The organism is uncultured Winogradskyella sp. (assembly GCF_947495255.1).
Taxonomy (GTDB): Bacteria; Bacteroidota; Bacteroidia; order Flavobacteriales; family Flavobacteriaceae; genus Winogradskyella.
This window is the reverse complement of record NZ_CANLYI010000007.1, coordinates 37487-60422: the sequence shown is the minus strand read 5'-3', so window position 1 is coordinate 60422 and position 22936 is coordinate 37487. Positions and strand designations below refer to the sequence as shown.

General features: G+C 31.5%; 23 protein-coding genes and 1 other RNA gene. 13 read left to right on the top strand and 11 right to left on the bottom strand.

Features of this window, described 5'->3' with window-relative positions:
* Nucleotides 1–59 precede the first annotated feature (59 nt).
* Together Q0807_RS12300 and Q0807_RS12295 are read left to right on the top strand one after the other, a co-directional pair.
* Complete coding sequence (locus Q0807_RS12300) at nt 60–275, top strand: hypothetical protein (protein ID WP_299110309.1); 216 nt, start codon at nt 60–62, stop codon at nt 273–275.
* Nucleotides 265–822, top strand: coding sequence for a Smr/MutS family protein (locus Q0807_RS12295; RefSeq protein WP_299110308.1), 558 nt, complete (start codon nt 265–267; stop codon nt 820–822). The genes Q0807_RS12300 and Q0807_RS12295 overlap by 11 nt, the downstream gene beginning before the upstream one ends.
* Here Q0807_RS12295 and Q0807_RS12290 read toward each other — a convergent pair.
* The gene (locus Q0807_RS12290) at nt 819–1799 is read right to left on the bottom strand and encodes a hypothetical protein (RefSeq protein ID WP_299110307.1); all 981 of its coding nucleotides are present in this window, start codon (nt 1797–1799) and stop codon (nt 819–821) included. The two genes, Q0807_RS12295 and Q0807_RS12290, sit on opposite strands and share 4 nt — an antisense overlap.
* Nucleotides 1800–1913: 114 nt before the next feature.
* Here Q0807_RS12290 and Q0807_RS12285 point away from each other — a divergent pair, with 114 nt between their 5' ends.
* Nucleotides 1914–3059, top strand: a complete 1146-nt coding sequence (locus Q0807_RS12285; protein WP_299110306.1) for a cysteine desulfurase family protein — start codon at nt 1914–1916, stop codon at nt 3057–3059.
* Nucleotides 3060–3095: 36 nt separating this feature from the next.
* Here Q0807_RS12285 and Q0807_RS12280 read toward each other — a convergent pair whose 3' ends face one another.
* On the bottom strand, nt 3096–5561 hold the full coding sequence (locus Q0807_RS12280; protein WP_299110305.1) for a carboxypeptidase-like regulatory domain-containing protein: 2466 nt from the start codon (nt 5559–5561) through the stop codon (nt 3096–3098).
* Nucleotides 5562–5572: 11 nt separating this feature from the next.
* Entirely contained in the window at nt 5573–7261 is a 1689-nt protein-coding gene (locus Q0807_RS12275; protein WP_299110304.1) for a M23 family metallopeptidase, read from the bottom strand.
* A gap of 278 nt (nt 7262–7539) precedes the next feature.
* Between Q0807_RS12275 and Q0807_RS12270 the strand changes: the two genes are divergently transcribed.
* The 4 genes from Q0807_RS12270 (at nt 7540) to rny (ending at nt 9965) form a co-directional block, all read left to right on the top strand.
* Complete coding sequence (locus tag Q0807_RS12270) at nt 7540–7830, top strand: hypothetical protein (RefSeq protein WP_299110303.1); 291 nt, start codon at nt 7540–7542, stop codon at nt 7828–7830.
* Between the two features lie 21 nt (nt 7831–7851).
* On the top strand, nt 7852–8139 hold the full coding sequence (locus tag Q0807_RS12265; RefSeq protein WP_299110302.1) for a cell division protein ZapA: 288 nt from the start codon (nt 7852–7854) through the stop codon (nt 8137–8139).
* A 60-nt stretch (nt 8140–8199) separates the two neighbouring features.
* A non-coding RNA gene (gene ssrS / locus Q0807_RS12260) (6S RNA) lies at nt 8200–8330 on the top strand.
* 57 nt (nt 8331–8387) lie between these two features.
* Nucleotides 8388–9965 carry a ribonuclease Y gene (rny, locus tag Q0807_RS12255; protein ID WP_299110301.1) on the top strand — a complete coding sequence of 526 codons (1578 nt, stop codon included), beginning with the start codon at nt 8388–8390 and terminating at the stop codon, nt 9963–9965.
* Nucleotides 9966–10071: 106 nt separating this feature from the next.
* Here rny and Q0807_RS12250 read toward each other — a convergent pair whose 3' ends face one another.
* From Q0807_RS12250 to Q0807_RS12230, 5 genes are all read right to left on the bottom strand, one after another.
* Nucleotides 10072–11247, bottom strand: a complete 1176-nt coding sequence (locus Q0807_RS12250; RefSeq protein ID WP_299110300.1) for a PAS domain-containing sensor histidine kinase — start codon at nt 11245–11247, stop codon at nt 10072–10074.
* 67 nt (nt 11248–11314) lie between these two features.
* Nucleotides 11315–12223, bottom strand: a complete 909-nt coding sequence (gene xerA, locus Q0807_RS12245; RefSeq protein WP_299110299.1) for a site-specific tyrosine recombinase/integron integrase — start codon at nt 12221–12223, stop codon at nt 11315–11317.
* Nucleotides 12224–12312: 89 nt separating this feature from the next.
* Entirely contained in the window at nt 12313–12855 is a 543-nt protein-coding gene (locus Q0807_RS12240) for a hypothetical protein (protein WP_299110298.1), read from the bottom strand.
* Nucleotides 12839–13339 (bottom strand): hypothetical protein, encoded by a 501-nt coding sequence (locus tag Q0807_RS12235; protein WP_299110297.1) that lies wholly within the window; start codon nt 13337–13339, stop codon nt 12839–12841. The genes Q0807_RS12240 and Q0807_RS12235 overlap by 17 nt, the downstream gene beginning before the upstream one ends.
* Entirely contained in the window at nt 13314–13595 is a 282-nt protein-coding gene (locus tag Q0807_RS12230) for a TRL-like family protein (RefSeq protein WP_299101680.1), read from the bottom strand. The genes Q0807_RS12235 and Q0807_RS12230 overlap by 26 nt, the downstream gene beginning before the upstream one ends.
* Nucleotides 13596–13784: 189 nt before the next feature.
* Here Q0807_RS12230 and aroQ point away from each other — a divergent pair, with 189 nt between their 5' ends.
* The 3 genes from aroQ (at nt 13785) to Q0807_RS12215 (ending at nt 15341) form a co-directional block, all read left to right on the top strand.
* Complete coding sequence (gene aroQ / locus Q0807_RS12225) at nt 13785–14201, top strand: type II 3-dehydroquinate dehydratase (protein ID WP_299110296.1); 417 nt, start codon at nt 13785–13787, stop codon at nt 14199–14201.
* 173 nt (nt 14202–14374) lie between these two features.
* Nucleotides 14375–14851, top strand: a complete 477-nt coding sequence (locus Q0807_RS12220; protein WP_299110295.1) for an outer membrane beta-barrel protein — start codon at nt 14375–14377, stop codon at nt 14849–14851.
* A 4-nt stretch (nt 14852–14855) separates the two neighbouring features.
* Nucleotides 14856–15341: a hypothetical protein gene (locus Q0807_RS12215; protein ID WP_299110294.1), complete on the top strand. Its 486-nt coding sequence runs from the start codon at nt 14856–14858 to the stop codon at nt 15339–15341.
* Nucleotides 15342–15409: 68 nt separating this feature from the next.
* Here the strand turns inward: Q0807_RS12215 and lpdA are convergent, their stop codons facing one another.
* The 3 genes from lpdA to msrB form a co-directional block, all read right to left on the bottom strand.
* Nucleotides 15410–16786 carry a dihydrolipoyl dehydrogenase gene (gene lpdA / locus Q0807_RS12210; protein WP_299110293.1) on the bottom strand — a complete coding sequence of 459 codons (1377 nt, stop codon included), beginning with the start codon at nt 16784–16786 and terminating at the stop codon, nt 15410–15412.
* 106 nt (nt 16787–16892) lie between these two features.
* Complete coding sequence (locus Q0807_RS12205) at nt 16893–17447, bottom strand: DinB family protein (protein WP_299110292.1); 555 nt, start codon at nt 17445–17447, stop codon at nt 16893–16895.
* Between the two features lie 110 nt (nt 17448–17557).
* Nucleotides 17558–18043, bottom strand: a complete 486-nt coding sequence (gene msrB, locus Q0807_RS12200; RefSeq protein WP_299110291.1) for a peptide-methionine (R)-S-oxide reductase MsrB — start codon at nt 18041–18043, stop codon at nt 17558–17560.
* 157 nt (nt 18044–18200) lie between these two features.
* Between msrB and Q0807_RS12195 the strand changes: the two genes are divergently transcribed.
* Genes Q0807_RS12195 through glgB form a run of 3 tightly spaced genes read left to right on the top strand, consistent with a single transcriptional unit; the run spans nt 18201 to nt 22930 of the window.
* On the top strand, nt 18201–19613 hold the full coding sequence (locus tag Q0807_RS12195; RefSeq protein WP_299110289.1) for a glycogen synthase: 1413 nt from the start codon (nt 18201–18203) through the stop codon (nt 19611–19613).
* A gap of 23 nt (nt 19614–19636) precedes the next feature.
* Nucleotides 19637–20902 (top strand): glucose-1-phosphate adenylyltransferase, encoded by a 1266-nt coding sequence (locus Q0807_RS12190; RefSeq protein WP_299110287.1) that lies wholly within the window; start codon nt 19637–19639, stop codon nt 20900–20902.
* Between the two features lie 18 nt (nt 20903–20920).
* Nucleotides 20921–22930, top strand: coding sequence for a 1,4-alpha-glucan branching protein GlgB (gene glgB, locus Q0807_RS12185; protein ID WP_299110285.1), 2010 nt, complete (start codon nt 20921–20923; stop codon nt 22928–22930).
* Nucleotides 22931–22936: the final 6 nt, after the last annotated feature.

The following is a 22936-nucleotide window of genomic DNA, read 5'->3' as shown; positions in this document are numbered from 1 at the left end:
TAATTGCAGTTAATATTTTTCTAAACCTTATTTTTGCATAGTGAAACACATTATTAATTATGAATATATCTAGATCTATAAACTTTTTCTGTATCGTAGTTGGTGGCCTAATTGCTTTTTATGCAAATGCTCAACAAGAACAAAATGCTTATTTATTAATAGGAGGAATCGCGTTATTGATGTTTGGAATTTATAGAACTTCAAGAAATATTCCTAGTAAATTTGATAAACCCGAAGAGTCTTTCGTAAAAACAGAAAAAGAAGATGAAGTTTAAAGTAGGTGATGCGGTTGAAACAATCGATGATGATATTTCAGGTATTGTTACAAAGATTTCAGAAAATCAAATTACGGTTGAAGATAGTGACGGTTTCGATTTACAGTTTGAAGCACGAGAACTTATGCTAAGGTCTTCTGGGAATTCACTTGAAAATGCTGTTTACAATACAGACTTTGACGCTGTGAAAAAAGAAAAGGAATCAAAAAAGCGTACATCAGCACCAACGGTAAAACCAAAGGAAAGAAATGCACCAAAGTTTGAAGTTGATTTACACATACATCATTTAACAAAATCTTCTAGAGGTATGTCTAATTTTGATATGCTCAATCTTCAATTAGATACAGCTAGAGGTCAATTAGAATTTGCCATACGAAAACGTATACCTAAAATAGTATTTATACATGGCAAAGGTGAAGGTGTGCTTAAGCAGGAGTTAGAGACACTATTTAGTCGTTATAATAATGTAAGATTCTACGATGCTGATTACAAAACTTACGGATTAGGTGCAACAGAGGTTAGTATTCTTCAGAATATTGCGCCTTAATCTGCTTCTTCAACAGGTGCCTCAATTAATACGTCAAAAGAACTTTCAAAAGTCCCAAAATCGATGTAGTCTGAGCTTATGATTGTAAAATTTGCATTTTCTATAACAAAACTTGTGGTTACGGATCTTGTATAAATGTTATCAATAAATCCTGAATCATCGAATTCTTGATTGGCGTTAATGTTATCATCAACATAATTATATAAATAGCGATAAACACTAACACCTTCTGTATTTACGACATAATTATCAAAAGCTCTTGGGTCTTTACCTTCAGCGCTATCATCTTCTCGTCTTGTATCTATACCATCGCCATCATCATCTTCATCTAAATAATCAGGAATAAGATCACCATCTGTATCTAAATAACCTGTTGTAGGGTTGTCATCTCCATCTAAATTGTCAGTATCAATTTCATTTTTAGTTAATACATTGTCGTTATCATCATCTTGATCTAAGTAATCAGGGATTCCGTCAAGGTCAGAATCTAAAGAATCCCAATAAATACCATTTTCATCTGGATCACCTGCCAATCCTTCATATTCTGTTGGTATGCCATCGTTGTCGTCATCTTCTATAGTTGTACTAACTTTAACTGTCCCGCTTGGTGCTGGGTAATTTTCTAGTACTGTGAGGTCGTTAGGAGGTATTACATCACATAATTCGCCACTTTCAATAGCTCTACTATAGGATCTATAAATAAATTGAGTGTCACCACCTTCAGTTATTACTAATTCCGTTGGAGCTCCAATCATGGTTGGTTTTGTGAACAGTAATTCATTGGTGTCATCACGTTCTATAATAAGTAACAACGCTTCGTTTGGGTCGTCGCGTGTGTCATATAGCACATAAGAATCTATGTCGTTTTCACAACGTTCTAATTCACCATCAAAATCGAGGTCTATAGATAAAATATCACCATCATCACAGGTAGTTAAAAACGCTAAAAAAAAGATTATAAAAAAACGACGTATCATAGATTCAATTTTAAACAAAAATAAAAGATTTGTAAAGTTATAACGCTTCATCAACTAAATAATTTTATTTATAATATTTTTGTGATAAACTCAGGTTAAAATTTCCCCTAAACAATGAAGCAGGTATATTTAGATAACGCGGCAACTACAGCAATACGACCAGAAGTAATAGAGCGTATTACAAAAGTTATGCGAGAAAGCTATGGTAATGCATCGTCAACACATAGTTTTGGACGTTCGTCTAAGGCACTTTTAGAACAATGCAGAAAAAATATTGCTTCTTATTTTAATGTGTCTGCATCAGAAATTGTTTTTACCTCTGGAGGTACAGAAGCTGATAATTTGGCATTACGAAGTGCTGTTAGAGATTTAGGTTATGATGAAATAATTACTTCTAAAATAGAGCATCATGCTGTTTTACATACGGCAGAACAATTACAAAAAGAATATAATGTAAAAATCACTTATGTAGATTTAAATGATTGTGGACTTATCGATTATTCGCATTTAGAGCAATTGTTGCAAAAGAGTAATAAAGCTGTAGTAAGTTTAATGCACATTAATAATGAAGTCGGTAATATTTTAGACCTAGAGCGTGTTGCAACTTTATGTAAAGCTAATAATGCTTTATTTCATACTGATACAGTACAGTCTGTAGGTCATTATAAAATAGATTTGCAGAATATCCCCTTAGATTTTTTGGCTGCTAGTGCTCATAAGTTTCATGGACCAAAAGGTGTTGGTTTTTGTTTTATAAGGAAAGAGTCTGGTCTAAAACCCTTAATTTTTGGTGGAGAGCAGGAGCGAGGTTATAGAGCAGGTACAGAATCGATACACAATATTGTTGGTATGGATGAAGCCTTAAAAATCGCATATTCTAACCTTGAAGAAGACAAAACTTATGTGTCTGACTTAAAGGATTACTTTATTCAGCAATTAAAATCAGTTTTACCAGAAGCTAGTTTTAATGGAAGTTGTTCGGATAAAACAAATAGTACTTATACTTTAGTTAATGTTTGTTTGCCAATTGCGCCAGCAAAAGCAGCTATGTTACAATTTCAACTCGATTTAAAAGGAATAGCTTGTTCTAGAGGAAGTGCTTGCCAGAGTGGAAGTAATCAACAATCGCATGTATTAACTGAGATTTTAACTGAAGATAAATTAAAGCGACCGTCAATCCGTTTCTCCTTTAGCATTTATAATACTAAAGAAGAGTTAGATTATGTGATTAAAACTTTAAATGAATTTGTTAATTCTTAACAATAATTTTCTAGTAGAGTTACAATTCAACGATTTTTAAAACCGAGCAGACAATCTTAAGTTAAATACGCGTGGTGTTAAATAATTAGGAATGGCATATTGACTTTTACTATAAACGTCTCTTACCCATGTGTTGGTAATTGAATTTTGATTGTCAAACATGTTATAAATTTCAAACCCAATAGAAAGTTCTTTTACTGATTTTTTCCACTTTGCATCGTAGGTTCTTTCCGGATTTACGATTTGATACGAAATCCCTAAATCAGCACGTCTATAATCTCTTAATCTTATTTGATAGTTATAAGGATCGGCATAACTAGGCGAACCACCAGGAACACCAGTGTTATAAACTAAATTAAGATACATTTTTAAATCTGGCATGTTTGGTACGTAATCTTGAAACAAGGCGCCAAATTTTAAGCGTTGATCGGTTGGTCTTGCAATATAACCTCGATTATCAATATTTTCTTCGGTTTTTAAATAGCCAAAACTAAACCACGATTCTGTACCAGGAACAAACTCACCATTGAGTCTAAAGTCTAATCCATAAGCATATGCTTTTGCATTGTTTTTAGCACTGTAACGAACTCTTACGTTTTCTAATGTATAAGGATTTACATCTGTCATGCCTTTGTAATAAGCTTCTATAACCAATTTAAAAGGTCTGTCCCAAATTTCAAAACTTTGTTCGTTGCCCAAAACCAAGTGATATGATTTTTGAGCTTTTATATCTGGTTGCACGGTACCTGTAGAGTCTCTAAGTTCTCTGTAAAAAGGTGGTTGATAGTACAATCCACCAGCAACTCTAAAGAGTACATCTTTTTCCCAATTTGGTTTAATGGTAAACTGTGCTCTTGGACTAAAAACAGTTTGAGTTTTTCCAGAAACACCTTCGCCACTAACATTCCAACTATGCGATCTTATACCAGCATTGTAAAACACGTCGTGACCATTCCAGTTTGTACTTTTACTGTATTGAGCAAAAGCTTGAAATCTGTTTATTGTAATTCGGTTTAAAGCTCTGATGTTTTCAAAAGCAGTTAATGGACCAGAAAAAGATTCATAAGGTTGGTAATTTGGTTGACTAAAACGAGGTGGTCTAATTGAAAAGCCAGCGGAATCAATTATTTCGTATTCTACTAAACGGTCCCTAATATCTTCATTAGTATATTTTACAGACCACTCGACTGTGCTTTCGTCATCAATTTTGTAATCACCTCTGTGTTCTACATTAACAATAAAGGCATCCAAATCGTTACGAGCATGTGTTAATTGAGATCCAATACCTTCACTAAATTCTACTTCTCCTAAATTTTCATCACCAATACTTGTATTCACTTCGCCCAAACGATATTGTGCTAATATATCAAAATATTCTTGCTCTGTAGTTTGATATGCTGATGTTATAAACTTTAATGTTAAATCGTCATTTACAAAGTAATTAGCTTTTAAAGCACCAAAATAAGTTTGGTATTTGTCTTTTTCTTGTCCTTCGTAAAAAACTAAAAGTGCAACTGGGTCAGAAATAGTTCCGAAATTAGTTTGCCTATTTTCGGGTTGAAAGTTGTATTTGTTTAATGAAATATTTCCTAAAAAGTTTAAATGAAATTTACTCGAAAAGCGATACGTTAAAAACGTTTGCGCATCTGCGAAAATAGGTTCTACATTACCTTCAGTTTCTAAACTATTTAATAACAGGCTATTGTCTCTGTAACGAACACCTGCAATACCAGAAAACTTTCCATCTTTAGAAACTGTTTCTGCAGAAAGACTACCACCTAATAAGCTTAAGTCTGCCCTAATGCCAAAATCTACAGGATTACGATAAGTGATATCTAATACTGATGATAGCTTGTCTCCATATTTAGCTTGAAAACCACCTGCTGAGAAATCTACGTTATGTACTAAATCTGTATTTACAAAACTTAAACCTTCTTGATTACCAGAACGAATTAGAAAAGGTCTATAGACTTCTATCTCATTAACATAAACTAAGTTTTCATCAAAATTACCACCTCTTACAGAGTATTGTGTACTTAATTCGTTAGAAATATTTACACCTGGTAAAGTTTTTAATATGTTTTCTACACCAGGTTGTGCACCTTTTATAGTTCTAAGCATTTGTGGAGAAATAGAAGTGACACCATCTACTTTTAATCTCGTATTTGTATTTATTACAACCGTTGCTATTTGTTCTACATCTAAAAGCATCACAGGATTGTATTCTAACTCTTGCCCATTTTTCAACAAGAATTTCTGCTCCACACGCTCATGAGAAATATGCGAAAAAATAACTGTAATTTCTACACCATAAGGTATTTTAAGTTCGTAAAAACCATTACTATTAGTAGCAGTACCTTCTCCAGTACTAGCTTTTATATTAACGTTTTCGATTGGTGTGTTACCTTCATCTAAAATAACACCTCTCACAATGGCGGTTTGCGAAAAAGAAAGCAGACTTAAGAATAAGCTGGCTAGGATTATAAAATGTAAGCGTTTCAAATAGTTTAGTTTTATTTTCTATAAAATATAGCTTCAAATGTAGAACTATTTCCCACATTATCTGTCACTATTATTTTTAATTCGTTCTTGGTGTCTTTAACAATATTATCATTAAAATCGTGTGTTAAGGTATTGGTTTTATAATCGTATTCCATTAAAATCCAATGTCCGTTTACTGTTGCTCTGTATTTGCTAATACCAGATAAATCATCTGCAATCTTAACTTTTAAATAACGATACTTACTCAGCCACTTTTTATCTTGAAAATTTACAGGTTTTATAGTAGGCGATACTGTATCCATTGCCAAGGCATAAATACCTAATCTTTTACTTCGTGCACTTAAAATATTGCCTTTTCTCGTTGTGGTAACATAGCTCGGTTTTTTATAGTAACCATATAAGTTCGCTATAAAAACCTTGTCTTGATGTTCAGATTTATAGTTGCTTAAGTCGTAATTAATATAGAAATTCTTTTGGAGTGGTATTTTGTCTTCATGAAGAAAAAGTGTGTCTGAGCTCACTTTAAACTCTAAATACGTATCATCGTACACTGTATTTTCATAAAAATTAACGGTAACAAAACCCGACTTTAAGATTGTTGCCTTGTCACTGTAAACTATGGATTTATCTGATAAGTCGACTAAACTATCTTGTTTTACAGTTTGAGGCTTGCCCTTTACTGGTATTGTTACCCAAGTTTCGTTATTGTGATAATCTCTAATTCTAATTTTATAAACACTCGCTGTACTGTCTTCGACTAAAACATAACCATTGTCATGTACATCTTTATACATGCTCAATGGGTTATTAGGCTCAACGAATAATTTTTGAATTCTAGATTTTTTCGTCTTAAAGTAATCGTAGTCAACAAAACGCTTTATATGTTTGGTTTCATCAAAACTGAAGCGTTTAAAATCAATTTCAAAACTTCTATTACCATTAAATATGGTTTGTATATTACTTACACCATTATTATTAGGTGCTAAATCTTGTTTGTCGTAAGATGTAACACCAAATCCAATTTCACCAATTGCTGATATTTCTTCCACAGTAAAGTCACCAGTGCTCTGGGGAATTAAGCGTAATTGTGTACGCTTGTTTTTACCGTTTATTATTGCGTTTTTGTCTTTTGGGTATGCAAATACTGCCGTAACCGAAGGTGCTTTTGTATCTTGTACTTGTAAACCAAACAGAAGCGGATTCATTGGACGTTCTTCGTTGTCTCTAATTTCAAAATGGAGGTGAGGCCCTCCAGAACTTCCTGTATTACCAGAATATGCTATTACTTCGTTGGTGTCAATTAAAAGTTCTTCAGAATGAGGGAAAACTTCTACTTCAAAACTCTCCTTGTCGTATTGGCATTGTTTTATATATGCCTCAAGTCGTTTAGATAATTTTTGAAGATGTCCATATACAGTTGTGTAACCATTAGGGTGTGTAATATAAATTGCTTTTCCGTAGCCAAAATGCGAAATTTTTATTCGACTTATATAGCCTTCAGCAGCTGCATGCACTTTTAGACCTTCTTTTCTTTTTGTTTTAATATCTAAACCACCATGAAAATGTGTAGATCGTAACTCTGCAAAAGTTCCAGCTAGCACTATTGGTATATCTAATGGATTTCTAAAATAATCTTGAGGGTATTCATTTTGCCCATAAATAGAGCAAGAAATTAAAAAAAAAAGGAAAAATTGTTTCATATAATGGACTAGAACAGCTAAAATATTAATTTGATAACGAATTACAAATGATAAAAGTGTATTATTTTTTAGACGTAGTTCTTTAAGTTTAATTTGTGATAGAGATTTTTGAAGTCTTTATGGACAATTCTTTAAGTTATAATTAAAGCTTTTAATTTTAGACTCTTAGTTAACGTGTTAATTCTTTTGACTTTACATGAATAAAAAAATAATCACAAAAGAATTGTGTTTTTACAATTGGTATGTTAACTTTGTTTCAATAGTATTGAATTGCTTTAATGAGTAAAATAGAAGACATTGTTGATGCTTTAGAGAATAAAATCAGTAAGATTTTACATAAGCAAGAGGTTTTAAAACAAACCAACGCTAAACTCTCTAATCAGTTAGAACAGCAGCAGCAAAAGCTTTTGGAGCAGCAAGAAGAGATTGCTGGTTGGGTAGATAAGTATGATACCCTCAAAATGGCAAATTCAATGCTTGGTAGTGACGAAAATAAACGAGAAACAAAGCTCAAAATAAATGCACTAATTAGGGATATTGACCATTGTATAGGGCAATTATCGGAATAAAAAGGTGTGAATTTAGATTATATGTCAGATCAATTAAAAATTAAACTTTCTATAGCTAATAGAGTTTATCCGTTAACGATAAATCCGGTTCAAGAAGAAGGTTTACGTAAGGCCACAAAGAAGATTGAGGCTATGATAGGACAGTTTGAGCAGAATTACTCTGTAAGAGATAAGCAAGATGTTTTGGCAATGTGCGCTTTACAATTTGCGGCTCAAGTAGAGCAAAAATCAATAGATAAAGAGTATGTTAATGAAGAGGTTCAGGAAAAGTTAGAAGCTTTAAATGAACTTTTAAATCAACATATTTAACTCGTACGTTCTTTAAAATAAAATAAGGTTACTGCCTATATTAGTTACATTTTTTGATAAACTCAACGATCAATTCTTTAAAAAGGGTGAGTTTAAGTTGTAAAATCGTGCTGTTAGTGCTGAACTCGTTTCAGTATCTTAGACAGATTTTTGATCAGCTTGTTAGCCCTAAACTTGTTTTTAAGGAGTTTATACAAAACCGCTAACTGATATAGGCTTTTTTTATATACTAAACTAAACAATAAACAATGGACAGCAATACAATTATTTATATAGTTGGAGCCGTAGTATTAGGAGTAATACTAGGATATATTATAGCAAAATCATTAGAAAAAGGTAAAGCATCTAAGCTAATTACGAATGCAGAAAGTGAATCTAAATCAATATTAAAACAAGCAAAATCTGAGGGAGAATCTATTAAGAAGGATAAAATACTTCAGGCTAAAGAAAAATTTATTGAGTTAAAAGCTGAGCACGAAAAAGTAATACTTTCTCGCGATAAGAAAATGGCTGAAGCTGAAAAGCGTATTAGAGATAAAGAATCTCAAATTTCTAATGAGCTAAATAAAACTAAGAAGTCTAACCAATCTTTAGAGGCTAAAATTAAAGATTACGATTATAGAAATGAATTCCTTGAGAAGAAACAAGAGGAAGTAGAAAAGGCACATAAGAGTCAAATAAAGCAGTTAGAAGTAATATCTGCGTTATCTGCAGAAGAGGCTAAATCTCAGTTAGTAGAATCTTTAAAAGAGGAAGCTAAAACAGATGCTATGGCTTTTATACAAGATAGAGTAGAAGAGGCTAAACTTACCGCTCAGCAAGAAGCTAAAAAAATAATTATTAATACTATTCAACGTATTGGTACAGAAGAAGCAGTAGATAACTGTGTATCTGTATTTAATATAGAGTCTGATGACGTTAAAGGTCGTATTATTGGTAGAGAAGGTAGAAATATTAGAGCTATTGAAGCTGCAACAGGTGTAGAGATTATTGTAGATGATACACCAGAAGCAATTATCTTATCTTGTTTTGATTCTGTAAGACGTGAAATTGCACGTTTATCTTTACACAAATTAGTAACAGATGGAAGAATACATCCTGCACGAATTGAAGAAGTTGTAAGAAAGACAGAAAAACAAATTGAACAAGAAATAATAGAAGTTGGTAAGCGTACAGTTATCGATTTAGGAATTCATGGTTTACATCCTGAATTAATTAAGATGGTAGGTCGTATGAAATACCGTTCTTCTTACGGACAGAACTTACTGCAGCACTCTAGAGAAGTTGCTAAGCTTTGTGGTGTAATGGCTGCAGAATTAGGTTTAAATCCTAAACTAGCTAAAAGAGCAGGTTTATTGCATGATATAGGGAAAGTGCCATCGTCTGAAACAGATGTAGAAACACCTCATGCTATTTTAGGTATGCAATGGGCAGAAAAGCATGGTGAAAAACCGGAGGTTTGTAATGCTATTGGTGCTCACCACGATGAAATAGAGATGACAACATTGTTATCACCAATTATACAAGTATGTGATGCTATTTCTGGAGCAAGACCAGGAGCAAGACGTCAGGTATTAGATTCTTACATACAACGTTTAAAAGATTTAGAAGATGTTGCTTTTGGGTTTACAGGTGTAAAGAAAGCTTATGCGATACAAGCAGGTAGAGAGTTACGTGTAATAGTTGAAAGTGAAAAAGTAACCGATGAGAAAGCAGCTAGCTTATCATTTGAGATTTCTCAAAAAATTCAAACAGACATGACGTATCCAGGACAAGTAAAAGTGACTGTGATAAGAGAAACTAGAGCAGTCAATATTGCAAAGTAAACTTATAAACTTATATAAATTAAAAAGTGCCTTTACTAAAAATAAAGGTACTTTTTTTATGATGTATTTTAATTCTGAATAATTTTAAATAGGTACTAAATCGAAACTATTTTTGTTTTGGAAAAGTAAGTGAGAAAGCAGTCCCTTCATCCAACTTACTTTCTATTTGTATCTCACCCTGTAAAGCGTCTACTTGTGTTTTTGTAATATACAAACCAACACCTCTTGAGTCTTGCCTCATTGTACCGTGAAAAGTTTGGTACATTTCAAATATTTGCCCTTTAAATTTATCCATATCTATTCCGATGCCGTTATCAGAAATGAGTATTTTTATATGACTCTTAGTATGAACAGACTGAATAATTATTTGAGATTTTTTGTTTGGGTCAGAATATTTAATTCCGTTAGAAATGATATTATAAAATATACTATCTAGGTAAGATTTGTTAGATAATATAACTTCGTCTTTACGCAGTGCATTATGTATCGTAACTCCTTTATTTTGGCTATCAATACTTAGGCTTTCTATTATTTTATTACAGCAATTATGTAAATAAACGCGCTCATTTATTTGATTAACCTGGGCTTTAGATTTTATACTTATTATATCATCTAAATCTACAATTGTACTGGTTAACGAATCTGAAATAGATTTTAAATGAAGAACTAAATCTTCTTTTTCAATTTCTGTTTTTGCTTCCTCATAAAATTCTAAAATATTTTTAAAATTACCAATGTGTGTCTTTAAATTGTGAGAAACAATATGGGTGAAATTATACAATCTCTTATTCTGACTTGTGATAAGCTGAAGGTTTTTATTGAGCTTATCTTCTGTGTTTTTTAAATTTGTAATATCTGTATGTGTGCCAATTATACGAGTAGGTTTGCCATTTTCATCTCGTTCTATAATTTTACCTTTATCTAAAACCCATTTATAAACACCAGATTTACAAAGAATACGATATTTATTTTCATAAATATCGACATCTCCATTTAGATGAGATTTAAAATCACTAAAGTAACTTTCCTTATCATCAGGATGTACTTTACTATCCCAAAATTTAGAAGTGTTTTTTAAATCGTCTTCGTCGTAACCAATGATTTGCTTTGATTCTTTTGAATAAAAAACTTTATTACTTGTAACATCCCAATCCCAAAGTCCAACATTTGAAATCTCTAATGCAATTTTATGTTTACTATCATCCAAATTTTCATTAGAAAGTTTGTTTTTTTCGTAAAATTTTGACTTGTAGTTTGTTAGGTTAAAATCGGAGAGTTTCATGAAATATTACTTTGTATTAAGACACAGGAGGCAAAAATTTGTCACGGATAAAGTTAAACTTTTTATATTACTTTCTAGGATGAAATTTATTTAACACTTCGCTTAAATGCGAACGGTCAACATGCATGTAGATTTCGGTTGTTGTGATGCTTTCATGTCCTAACATCATCTGTATGGCACGTAAATCTGCACCATTTTCTAATAAATGTGTTGCAAAGGAATGTCTAAATGTGTGAGGAGAAACTGTTTTATTTAATCCAGTGATTTCAACTAACTTCTTTATAATTGTAAAAATCATAGCGCGTGTTAATTTTTTGCCTTTGTAATTTAGAAAAAGTATGTCTTTAGAATCTGTATGTACTTCGATATGATTTCTTATGCTTAACCAAATATTTATAAATTTCTGCGTAGATGCTCCAATTGGTACAAATCGTTGTTTATCACCTTTACCTGTAACCTTAATAAAACCTTCTTCAAAAAATAAGTCGGATATTTTTAAGTTAATTAATTCACTTACTCGTAATCCGCAACTGTATAAAGTCTCAATAATGGCTCTATTTCTTTCGCCAAGATTAACACCGTTATATTGGTGACTTAAATCTATAGCATTAATCAAATTGTCTATGTCTTTTATAGATAATGTATCTGGTAGTTTTCTCCCAATTCTTGGAGACTCTATTAAATCTAAAGGATTTGTTTCTCTATAATTTTCAAAAATTAAATAATCAAAGAAATTGCGAAGACCAGAAATTAACCGTGCTTGTGATCTTGGATTTATAGATTTTGAAATGGAATAAATAAAATCTTTTACAACCGTATTTTCTATTAAAATAGGAGTTTCAGTTATGCTATGTGCTTCTAAATATTTAATTAATTTTTTAATGTCATAACAGTAGTTTTCTATAGAGTTTATTGAAAGACCGCGTTCTATTTTAAGATAGTTCTTGTAATCTGTTATGGCTTGATTCCATTTCATAGTCAAAATTAAGGAAAATAGTACTAGAATCTCAATTCATAAAACTATGAAAAAGTTAGTTGTGAATCGATTAACAGAATTGATTATTTCTATAACAAATCATCTAAAATGAGAATAATTTTCTCAATGTTTTGTTTTGATTTTTTAGTAAGAGAAATTGTTTCAGATTCGTCTTTAGTTGATACAGTAATAGAATGTGTTTGGTTCAATAAATACGTTTTATAATCTGCATAAGTTGTTTTAATACTCAGTCTATGTAGAATCTTTTCATCTTCTTTTTGAGTAAAAAATGTTTGAACAGATTCAGAGACATATTCACTTTCACCATTTTTAATAACAACTTTATTTACTGTATTGTTTTTGTTTAGTAAAACTGAGAAGTTAACAGTAACAGAGTCATTTTTTTTGTCTGCTCTCCTAAATGTAGCATCTAGTGCTGATTCATCTTCCGTTGTACTAACGTATTCTAATGGTTTCACAAAGTATTGCATTTTACCATCGCCTAGAAAAAAATCTTCAACATATTTAGATATTTTTCCTGTTGCAGCCGGTTTTATTCCACCACAATTATAGGTGCTAAACGTAATGAATGCAATGAATATGAGAAAAGGAAGCTTATTTATTTTTAACATCTGTGTCAGTTGAAATTATAAATCGTTGTTGCGATAAGGAATCTTGAGAAAATCTGTTTTCAAATTTATCATTCTTTAAAATCGTTATTCCTGTGATTTCACTTAAAGAATCTACCATATGTTGGTAAAGTACAATTTTACTTGTGTTTATAGACTTAGTTTTGTAAATATTTTCTTTTACAATAGTAGAGTCTAAATCTATAAAAAGATAGGTATTGTAATCCTTATGTTTTATGGCTTTATATAAGACTAAATCACTTTTATTAAAAATAGTCTTTAGTTCACCAGACTCATTAACTTCAACACCTGTTTTGTTAATCTCTGTTTCACCTTCTTTTAGAAGATAAACATGGCCATCGAAAAGCGTAATTTCCTTTTGGGAAACGTTGCTACAGCTAAAAAAGAAATAAAAAAAAATGGGTAAAGAAACTCTACCCACTTTTTTTATGTACTTAAAATTATTCACCAGTGATGATAGTTTCATAAGTAACGATAAGACCTAAAACGTTTTTGATTTTAATGTCTACAGTAGAAATTTTAGAGATACCTCCTTGCTTTGCAGCAGTTTTGATACTTGCATCTTCGTCAAAAGCGAAACCTAATACAACAGTTGCAGAAGATTTACCAACTTTAGAACCTACAGAATTACTAGTTGCAGTAACTGGCATAGTGATTGAACAAGCTGTTAATGATAATGCTGCGAATGCTACGAAAGCACCTTTTAATAAGTTTTTTTTCATAATTATAATTAATTTGATTAGTTTTCAAATATAGAATTTATTTATAAATATGAAGAAGGTTTTTACGCAAAAATATTTTCAAATCTTGCCTTTTTAACGTTATTAATATTAACTCTAAATTAGCTTTTTAAGTTTTAATTGAGCACTATCTTATATTTCTGATATGTAGTGTGTTATTTTTTTTATTGTATGAAAAAACTTATTATTATTAATGGCCCTAATTTGAATCTTTTAGGGAAAAGAGAACCAGAGATTTATGGCAGTCAAACCTTTGCAAATTACTTAGAGGTTTTAAGGAAAAAGTTTCCACAAGTAGAGCTAGAATATTATCAATCTAATATAGAAGGAGAGCTCATTGATAAAATTCAGGAAGTAGGTTTTTCTTATGATGGTATTATTCTTAATGCAGCAGCATATACGCATACATCAATAGGAATTGGAGATGCTATTAAGGCTATTTCTTCAGCTGTGGTAGAAGTTCATATTTCAAATACATTTTCTAGAGAGGAGTTTAGGCATCAATCTTATATTTCGCCTAATGCAAAAGGTGTTATTCTTGGTTTTGGTTTGCTGAGCTACGATTTGGCTATTGTGAGTTTTCTTTAAATTTTAAGATAATTCACATTTAATTAACTCCAAGTTTTATTTTAATTGTGATTTAGTTAGTATTAATTAACATCTGACCAAAGTAGGTTTGTGACTATTAACAACTAACAATCAGTTAATTATGAAAAACTTTATTTTTACTTCATTACTTTTTTTTTTCAATTTCAACTATCTTGGCTCAAGATTCTCTAACTGCAAAATCGAAAACTTTCGATTTTGGTATAAGGCATGGTTACAGTCATTTTAATCTAAGAGCTAGTGAATATCGTTATGATAAGATAAATCTATATGCTGGACTTTTTGTTGAAACCAATATTTCAGATAAACTAGGTATTCGACTAGAAACAAATTACTCTCATCATTCTTTATTAGAAGTCCCTTTACTTTTAAAGTATCAAATTTCAGATAAGTTTGAAATATATGGAGGTGCAGAATTAAGTTACTCTTTTCACAGTAATACTAATTCTTTTAATGCGGACAAAGAATTTGGAGGTGCATTAATTTTAGGTTTACAGTATAATATTAATTCGCATTGGTTTATAGATGCTCGTTACAAACATGGCTTTACAGACCAGTTTGCAATGCCTTTTGATTTTAATCATTATGGAAAGAGTAGAACCGTTAGTGTTGGTGTAGGATTTAAATTTTAAAATCATGAAAATTAATAAAAGAAATTTTACAGTTTTTATGTCGACAATAGGTCTTTATTTTATGACTACTACAATTTGTTTTGGTCAAAAAATATCTCAATTTAAAACTTTGCAAGAAGATTTCGCTTCACAAAACTGGAATTTAGAAGTCAACGGGATTTTTCTCTCCAAAAATGTATTATTAACAGCAAGACAGTTTGAATTTGTAAATTTCGAAATAGGTTTAATAGAAATACCTGTTCTATTGAAAATTAAAGTTACAGACAAACTGAGTATTATGTCTGGAGTTAAGTTTGATTTTTACAGAACTAATGCTGGTTTAGCAAGTGAAGTAGGTGTGTCGCTTTCTACGGGCTTACATTATGATTTAAATAATGATATGTATTTAGAAGGTTTGTTTAATTACCAGATTAACCAAACTAGTAATATTTATGATTATAATTTTGGATCAAGTTCCAGTTTTATGTTAAGGTCTGGATACCGTTTTTAGGTAACAAAAAAATGCGATTCAAAACTGAATCGCATTTTTTATATTTAATATTGTAGAAGTCTAAACTTCTATAAATGAATAACTTCATCATATGCTGCAGCAACAGCTTCCATAACTGCTTCACTCATTGTTGGGTGAGGGTGAACTGTTTTTAATACTTCATGACCAGTAGTTTCTAACTTACGACCTAAAACTGCTTCTGCAATCATATCAGTAACTCCTGCACCAATCATATGACAACCTAACCATTCGCCATATTTGGCATCGAAAATTACTTTTACAAAACCTTCTTTATTACCAGCAGCACTTGCTTTACCAGAAGCAGAGAATGGGAATTTACCAATCTTTACATCTAATCCTTGTGCTTTTGCTTGCTCTTCTGTTAAACCAACAGATGCAATTTCTGGAGTACAATACGTACAACCAGGAATGTTTCCGTAATCTAAAGCTTCTACGTGCTGACCTGCAATTTTCTCAACACAAAGAATAGCTTCTGCTGAAGCAACGTGTGCTAATGCTTGTCCTGGAGTTACATCTCCAATAGCGTAGTAGCCAGGAATATTAGTTTGGTAGAAACTATTTACTAAGATTTTATCTCTATCAACAGCAATACCAACATCTTCTAATCCTATGTTTTCAATATTAGATTTAATACCAACAGCAGATAATAATATGTCAGCTTCTAATATTTCTTCTCCTTTTTTAGTTTTTACTGTAGCTTTAACACCTTTACCAGATGTATCCACAGACGTAACTTCCGCAGAAGTCATTATTTTTATACCATTTTTCTTGAAGCTACGCTCTAATTGCCTAGAAACTTCATTATCTTCAACTGGTACAATTTTATCTAAGTATTCTACAATAGTAACTTCAGTTCCCATTGAATTGTAGAAATATGCAAACTCAACTCCAATAGCTCCAGAACCTACAACAATTAATTTCTTAGGTTGTGTTTCTAAACTCATGGCTTGTCTGTAACCAATTACTTTTTTACCATCTTGTGGTAAACTTGGTAATTCTCTAGAGCGTGCGCCTGTTGCAATGATAATATGGTCAGCAGAATATTCTGTACCATCAACATCAATTTTCTTTCCGGTTTTAAGTGTCCCGAAACCTTCAATAACGTCGATTTTGTTTTTCTTCATTAAAAACTTAACACCATTGCTCATACCATCAGCAACACCACGACTACGTTTTACAACAGCATCAAAATCGTGCTCAGCACCTTGTACTTTTAATCCGTAATCTTCGGCATGTTTTAAGTATTCAAAAACTTGAGCAGACTTTAAAAGTGCTTTTGTTGGTATACAACCCCAATTTAGGCAGATACCACCTAAACTTTCTTTTTCAATAATGGCTGTTTTTAAACCTAATTGCGAAGCTCTTATAGCTGCAACATAACCACCAGGACCACTTCCTAAAACAATAATATCGTATTTACTCATGCGTAAGTTTTTTAATTTAATTCATTGAAGATACAAAAATATGAAATTCAGAATATAAAATGTAATTAGTTAGTTCTAATTTTCGGTTAACAGAATTATTAATTAATTAAATGTCGTCAGTAAAATGCTTGCGGCTTTTATCTTCTTTAAATTTTGATTTATTATATGTTTTAGATTGGCCTTTTGCAATAGATAATGATTGCCAGTTTTTACCTTTTATTAACTTACCTATAAATACAATTTGTCCTATATGATAAGCATAGTGCATCATTTGTCGGTTAATTGCTTCGGTTACAGAGTGGCCTTGGTTTCTAATATAGATAATCTGCTCTAGGTTGTTTTTGGTGAGTGGTTTAATAGCTTTAAACAAGCATTCCCAACCTTGTTGCCAAGCAGCTAATAATTCGTCTTTAGAGTTAAAGTCGTCTATAAATTCTTCATCGCGCTTTCGCCATTTTTTTTCACCATCTTCAGTTAAAAAGTTTAGCCATCTACTCTGCATATTTCCAACAAGATGTTTTACGATAATTGCGATAGAATTAGAGTCTGTTGCAAATTCTTTTTTTAACTCTTCAAACGAAAGTTTGTTTATGGTTTTGTCACCAAGACTTTTGTAATATTCAAATTGTTTAATTGCACTTGATAAGTAAGAAGACTCCATTGTATTAAGTTTTGTCTTATAAAAATAGCGATACATTATCTATTAAACTCATTATTAGAATAATTAGATATTATATCGCTATTCAGCTTTTATATTTATAACACAATTAGTTACTCTTCAGTAGCTACAAATTTTAAGGCATCTCCATTTATACAGTGTCGCTTTCCTGTGGTTTCTTTTGGTCCATCGTTAAATACATGACCTAAGTGTCCACCACAAGTTGCACAATGTTCTTCATCTCTTGTATAGCCAATTTTGGTATCTGTACCAAAGGCGACATTACCTTCAATTTCTCGATCAAAGCTTGGCCATCCAGATCCAGAATCAAATTTATGTTCGCTTTTAAATAATGGTGTATTACAAGCTGCACAATGATAAACTCCCTTTTCGTATTTTTTGTTTAATGGACTAGAGAATGGTCGTTCTGTACCAGCTTCTCTTAAAACAAAGTATTGCTCTTTAGTTAATTGTGCTTTCCATTCAGCTTCAGTTTTAGTGATTTCAAAGGTTTCTTTTTCAGTAGTTTCCTTTTTTTGCGCTGAAGAATTACAATTAAATAGTAAAACAAAAACGAGAAGTGATAGTATGTTTTTCATATTGTAAATTTTGTTTTTTTTTATGCTTGTTAGGTCGAAAAGTAAACTAATTCATTACAAAATCTATGATTTTTTTTAATTTAATATTTTATCAAAATGATGGTGTTCTTTAATAAATTAATTGTTAAATTTAGAAACTAATACTAAATAATAACTAATGAAAATAGTGCATATAAGCGCAGAATGTTATCCAGTAGCTAAAGTTGGAGGACTTGCAGATGTAGTTGGTGCTTTGCCAAAATATCAGAACCAATTAGGTGCAGATAGCAGCGTTATTATGCCTTTTTATGATAATGTATTTACAAGAAAGCATGAGTTTGAATCCATTTTTAGTTCTAAGATTCGTTTAGGTTATGTTGAGCATGATTTTAATGTTCTAAAATTAACATCTGATGTATTAGATTTTGATGTTTTCTTTATTCATATACCATCTTTATTATTTAGAGATTATGTTTACTCTGATGACGATGTTGACCGATTTTTAGCTTTTCAGATTGCTGCATTAGATTGGATTTTAACTTTAAAGAAAAAGCCAGAATATATTCATTGCCATGATCACCATACAGGATTAATTCCTTTTATGGCACAAGAGAGTTATAAGTATAGTTCTTTAAATAAAATACCTGTTATAACGACTATCCATAATGCGCAATATCAAGGTTGGTTTAATTATCACCATTTGTACAAAGTACCAGATTTTGATAATAATAATGTAGGTTTATTAGATTGGAATGGAATTATAAACCCTTTAGCTTCAGCAATAAAATGTGCTTGGCGTGTTACTACGGTTTCTCCAAGTTATATGGAAGAACTTATGGTTAATGCAAATGGATTAGAAAGTCTATTAAGAGCAGAAAGTGCAAAAGCTGTAGGGATTTTAAATGGCGTTGATACAGAAGTTTGGAACCCAGAAACAGATAGTTACCTTATTAAAAATTATAAGTCTACAACAGTAGAAGCAGGTAAATTGGCGAATAAAAAGGGGTTATGTTCAGAATATAAATTTGATGCAGACAAGCCATTATTTGCTTTTATTGGGCGTTTAGTAGGTGAAAAAGGGTCAGATTTATTTCCTGATGCTTTTGATATTGCTTTAAAAAACAATGATATTTCAATATTGCTTCTAGGATCTGGTGATAAACTTACGGAAGGTCGCTTAGAGGTTTTAAAAAGAGAATACCAAGGAAAATATAATGCTTATATAGGTTACGATGAGAGATTATCTCACATAATTTATGCAGGCGCAGATTTTTTATTAATGCCATCTCGAGTAGAGCCTTGTGGATTAAACCAAATGTATTCATTAAGATATGGAACTATTCCTATTGTAAGAAATATAGGCGGATTAAAAGATACTATTATAGATATAGAAAATGATGGGTTCGGGTTTGTGCATCAAGATGCTTCAGTAAAGGATATTTGTTTTTCTATAGAAAGAGCAGTAGAATTTTATTCAAATAAAAAAGAACTTAAAAAGACGAAAAAAAGAATCATGCAGATAGACCATTCTTGGGGTAATTCTGCTGAAAAATATATGCAATTATATAAGTCCATAACTATAACAAAATAACTAAACAACTAAAAATATAAATTATGATTAACGAAAGTGTACTATCAATTATTTTAGGTGGTGGCCAAGGATCTAGGTTATATCCATTAACAGCAGATAGATCCAAGCCAGCAGTACCAATTGCGGGTAAATACAGATTAGTAGATATTCCCATTTCTAACTGTATTAATTCTAACATAAAAAGGATGTACGTGTTAACACAATTTAATTCAGCATCTCTAAATCAGCATATAAAAAACACATATCATTTTAGTTTTTTTAGTAGTGCATTTGTAGATGTTTTAGCTGCAGAACAAACTATGCAAAGTGATAAGTGGTTTCAAGGTACAGCAGATGCGGTTAGGCAAAGTATGCAACACTTTCTTAAAAATGATTTTGAATATGCATTAATTCTTTCTGGAGATCAATTATACAATATGGATTTAGAGGATATGATTCAAAAACACAAAGAAAGTAATGCAGAAATCACAATTGCAACTTATCCTGTAAATGCTAAAGATGCTACAGGCTTTGGACTTTTAAAAACCAACGAAGAAAATATTATTACATCTTTTATTGAAAAACCTGCAGCAGATTTATTACCAGATTGGACATCTGAGGTAAGTGATGAAATGAAAAATGAAGGAAGAAACTACCTTGCTTCAATGGGTATTTATATTTTTAACAGAGATTTGTTAATTGATTTGATGAGTAATCCAGATACCATAGATTTTGGTAAAGAGATTATTCCTCAGGCTATACATGATCATAAGACACTTAGTTACCAATATGAAGGCTACTGGACAGATATTGGAACAATTGAATCTTTTTTTGAAGCCAATCTTGGTTTAACAGACGATATTCCTAAATTTAATTTATACGATAAAAATAGAGTTTATACAAGAGCAAGAATTCTGCCAACATCTAAGATATCTAATACTGTTGTAAATAAATCTGTTATATCTGATGGTTGTATTATACAAGCAGAAAGAATTGAAAGAAGTGTTATTGGTATTAGATCTAGGATAGGTAAAGGTTCTGTTATACAAAATACCTATATGATGGGTAATGATTCATATGAATCGTTACGTGATATAGAAGCTAAAAAAATTGAAAATATTCTCGGTATTGGTGATAGGTGTTTCATAAACAATTGTATCATTGATATGAACTGTAGAATTGGAGATGATGTAAGGATAGAAGGAGGGAAGCATTTAAAAGATATAGAAACTGATAATTATCTTATTAAAGACGGAATTGTAGTAGTGAAAAAAGGCGCTACTATACCAAAAGGAACAATAATCAGTTAAATAATTTTTATACAATAGATGGCAGAAGTTATCAATTATAGTTTGTTCACTGATTTTGATATTGATTTATTTAAATCTGGAAAACATTATCGTTTATACGAAAAATTTGGTTCTCATATTACAACAGTCAACGGAGTTGAAGGTGTTTATTTTGCAGTTTGGGCACCAAGTGCACAAATGGTTTCAGTCATCGGAGATTTTAATTTTTGGACAGAAGGAGAGCATAAGTTAAGTGTACGTTGGGATTCTAGCGGAATCTGGGAAGGGTTTATACCAGGAGTAGGAAAAGGTAGTAAATACAAATACAAAATAGAGAGTAATCATAATGGTATAAAAACGGAAAAAGCGGATCCTTATGCAAGACGATATGAGCATAATCCTAAGACAGCATCAATTGTTTGGGAAGAGCCATATACATGGAAAGATACTAAATGGATGAAAAAGCGTAAAGCTAATAATGCTCTAGACGCTCCATTTTCTGTTTACGAAGTACATTTAGGATCTTGGAAAAAGAAAGTTGAAGAAGGTCGTTTTATGTCTTATTTAGAAATGGCAGATGAATTGGTTTCTTATGTAAAAGATATGAATTTTACACATGTAGAACTAATGCCTGTTATGGAGTTTCCTTATGATCCATCTTGGGGTTATCAGGTTACTGGATATTTTGCACCAACATCGCGATTTGGTTATCCTGAAGAATTTAAATTATTAGTTGATAAATTTCACCAAAATGATATTGGTATTATTTTAGATTGGGTACCATCGCATTTTCCAGAAGATGCCCATGGACTTGGTTTGTTTGATGGTTCAGCGCTTTATGAGCATCCAGATCCAAAAAAGGGATATCACAACGATTGGAAAAGTTTAATCTTTAATTACGGTCGTAATGAAGTGAAATCGTTCTTAATTAGTAATGCAATTTTTTGGTTAGACCAATACCATGCAGATGGATTGCGCGTAGATGCAGTAGCTTCTATGCTATTTTTAGATTACAGTAGAGAAGATGGCGAATGGGAACCAAATATGTTTGGAGGAAGAGAGAATCTTGAAGCGATGTCGTTTTTGAGAGAAATGAATGAAGCTGTATATTCTGCTTTTCCAAATGTACAAACAATAGCAGAGGAGTCAACTGCGTTTCCTATGGTTTCTAAACCGACATTTATGGGAGGTTTAGGCTTTGGTATGAAATGGATGATGGGTTGGATGCATGATACGCTTCAGTATTTTACAAAAGAACCAGTTTATAGACAATTTCATCAAAACGACTTAACGTTTTCAATGACTTATGCGTTTACCGAAAATTTTATGTTGCCTTTAAGTCATGATGAAGTCGTTTACGGAAAAAAATCAATCTTAGGAAGAATGCCAGGTGATGAGTGGCAACGTTTTGCTAACTTAAGATTATTGTATAGTTACATGTTTACACATCCTGGAACGAAATTATTATTTCAAGGTTCAGAATTTGGGCAAAGTAGCGAATGGAATTTTGAAGGCAGTTTGGATTGGCATTTATTACAATATGCTCCTCATAAAGGTGTTCAAGAATTAGTAAAAGATTTAAATATACTTTACAAGAACGAACCTGCTCTGTACGAAAAACAATTTTCTGAGGAAGGTTTTGAGTGGATAGATTATGGCGATTCTAAGAATTCAGTTTTTACCTATATTAGAAAAGGTAATAATGAGAATGATAATTTAGTCATTGCTTGTAATATGACACCAGTTCCTAAAGAAAAATACAAATTAGGTGTTCCTAGGAAAGGGAAGTTGAAAGAAGTATTTAATAGTGATTTAAAGACGTATTTTGGAAGCGGTCAATACAGTAATAAGGTAAAAACGACTAAAGCAGACCCTTGGCATTTTAGAGATCAATCAATTGAAATTGATATTCCACCATTAGGCATGATTGTTTTTAAGTATGAAAACAAGGTAACACCTAAATCTAAAAAAATAGTAAAATCTAAGTCAATAGTTAAGACGAAGCCTAAGGCGAAGTCAACTAAAAAAACAAAACCGAAGACAAAATAAAACAAG

Coding starts and splice junctions, on each gene's coding strand:
- Q0807_RS12290 (WP_299110307.1), bottom strand. CDS start 1,799: ATGATACGTCGTTTTTTTATAATCTTTTTTTTAGCGTTTTTAACTACC.
- Q0807_RS12275 (WP_299110304.1), bottom strand. CDS start 7,261: ATGAAACAATTTTTCCTTTTTTTTTTAATTTCTTGCTCTATTTATGGG.
- glgB (WP_299110285.1), top strand. CDS start 20,921: ATGGCAGAAGTTATCAATTATAGTTTGTTCACTGATTTTGATATTGAT.
- Q0807_RS12240 (WP_299110298.1), bottom strand. CDS start 12,855: ATGTTAAAAATAAATAAGCTTCCTTTTCTCATATTCATTGCATTCATT.
- Q0807_RS12190 (WP_299110287.1), top strand. CDS start 19,637: ATGATTAACGAAAGTGTACTATCAATTATTTTAGGTGGTGGCCAAGGA.
- rny (WP_299110301.1), top strand. CDS start 8,388: ATGGACAGCAATACAATTATTTATATAGTTGGAGCCGTAGTATTAGGA.
- lpdA (WP_299110293.1), bottom strand. CDS start 16,786: ATGAGTAAATACGATATTATTGTTTTAGGAAGTGGTCCTGGTGGTTAT.
- xerA (WP_299110299.1), bottom strand. CDS start 12,223: ATGAAATGGAATCAAGCCATAACAGATTACAAGAACTATCTTAAAATA.
- Q0807_RS12215 (WP_299110294.1), top strand. CDS start 14,856: ATGAAAATTAATAAAAGAAATTTTACAGTTTTTATGTCGACAATAGGT.
- Q0807_RS12250 (WP_299110300.1), bottom strand. CDS start 11,247: ATGAAACTCTCCGATTTTAACCTAACAAACTACAAGTCAAAATTTTAC.
- Q0807_RS12195 (WP_299110289.1), top strand. CDS start 18,201: ATGAAAATAGTGCATATAAGCGCAGAATGTTATCCAGTAGCTAAAGTT.
- Q0807_RS12265 (WP_299110302.1), top strand. CDS start 7,852: ATGTCAGATCAATTAAAAATTAAACTTTCTATAGCTAATAGAGTTTAT.
- Q0807_RS12205 (WP_299110292.1), bottom strand. CDS start 17,447: ATGGAGTCTTCTTACTTATCAAGTGCAATTAAACAATTTGAATATTAC.
- aroQ (WP_299110296.1), top strand. CDS start 13,785: ATGAAAAAACTTATTATTATTAATGGCCCTAATTTGAATCTTTTAGGG.
- Q0807_RS12295 (WP_299110308.1), top strand. CDS start 265: ATGAAGTTTAAAGTAGGTGATGCGGTTGAAACAATCGATGATGATATT.
- Q0807_RS12285 (WP_299110306.1), top strand. CDS start 1,914: ATGAAGCAGGTATATTTAGATAACGCGGCAACTACAGCAATACGACCA.
- Q0807_RS12235 (WP_299110297.1), bottom strand. CDS start 13,339: ATGAAACTATCATCACTGGTGAATAATTTTAAGTACATAAAAAAAGTG.
- Q0807_RS12300 (WP_299110309.1), top strand. CDS start 60: ATGAATATATCTAGATCTATAAACTTTTTCTGTATCGTAGTTGGTGGC.
- msrB (WP_299110291.1), bottom strand. CDS start 18,043: ATGAAAAACATACTATCACTTCTCGTTTTTGTTTTACTATTTAATTGT.
- Q0807_RS12230 (WP_299101680.1), bottom strand. CDS start 13,595: ATGAAAAAAAACTTATTAAAAGGTGCTTTCGTAGCATTCGCAGCATTA.
- Q0807_RS12270 (WP_299110303.1), top strand. CDS start 7,540: ATGAGTAAAATAGAAGACATTGTTGATGCTTTAGAGAATAAAATCAGT.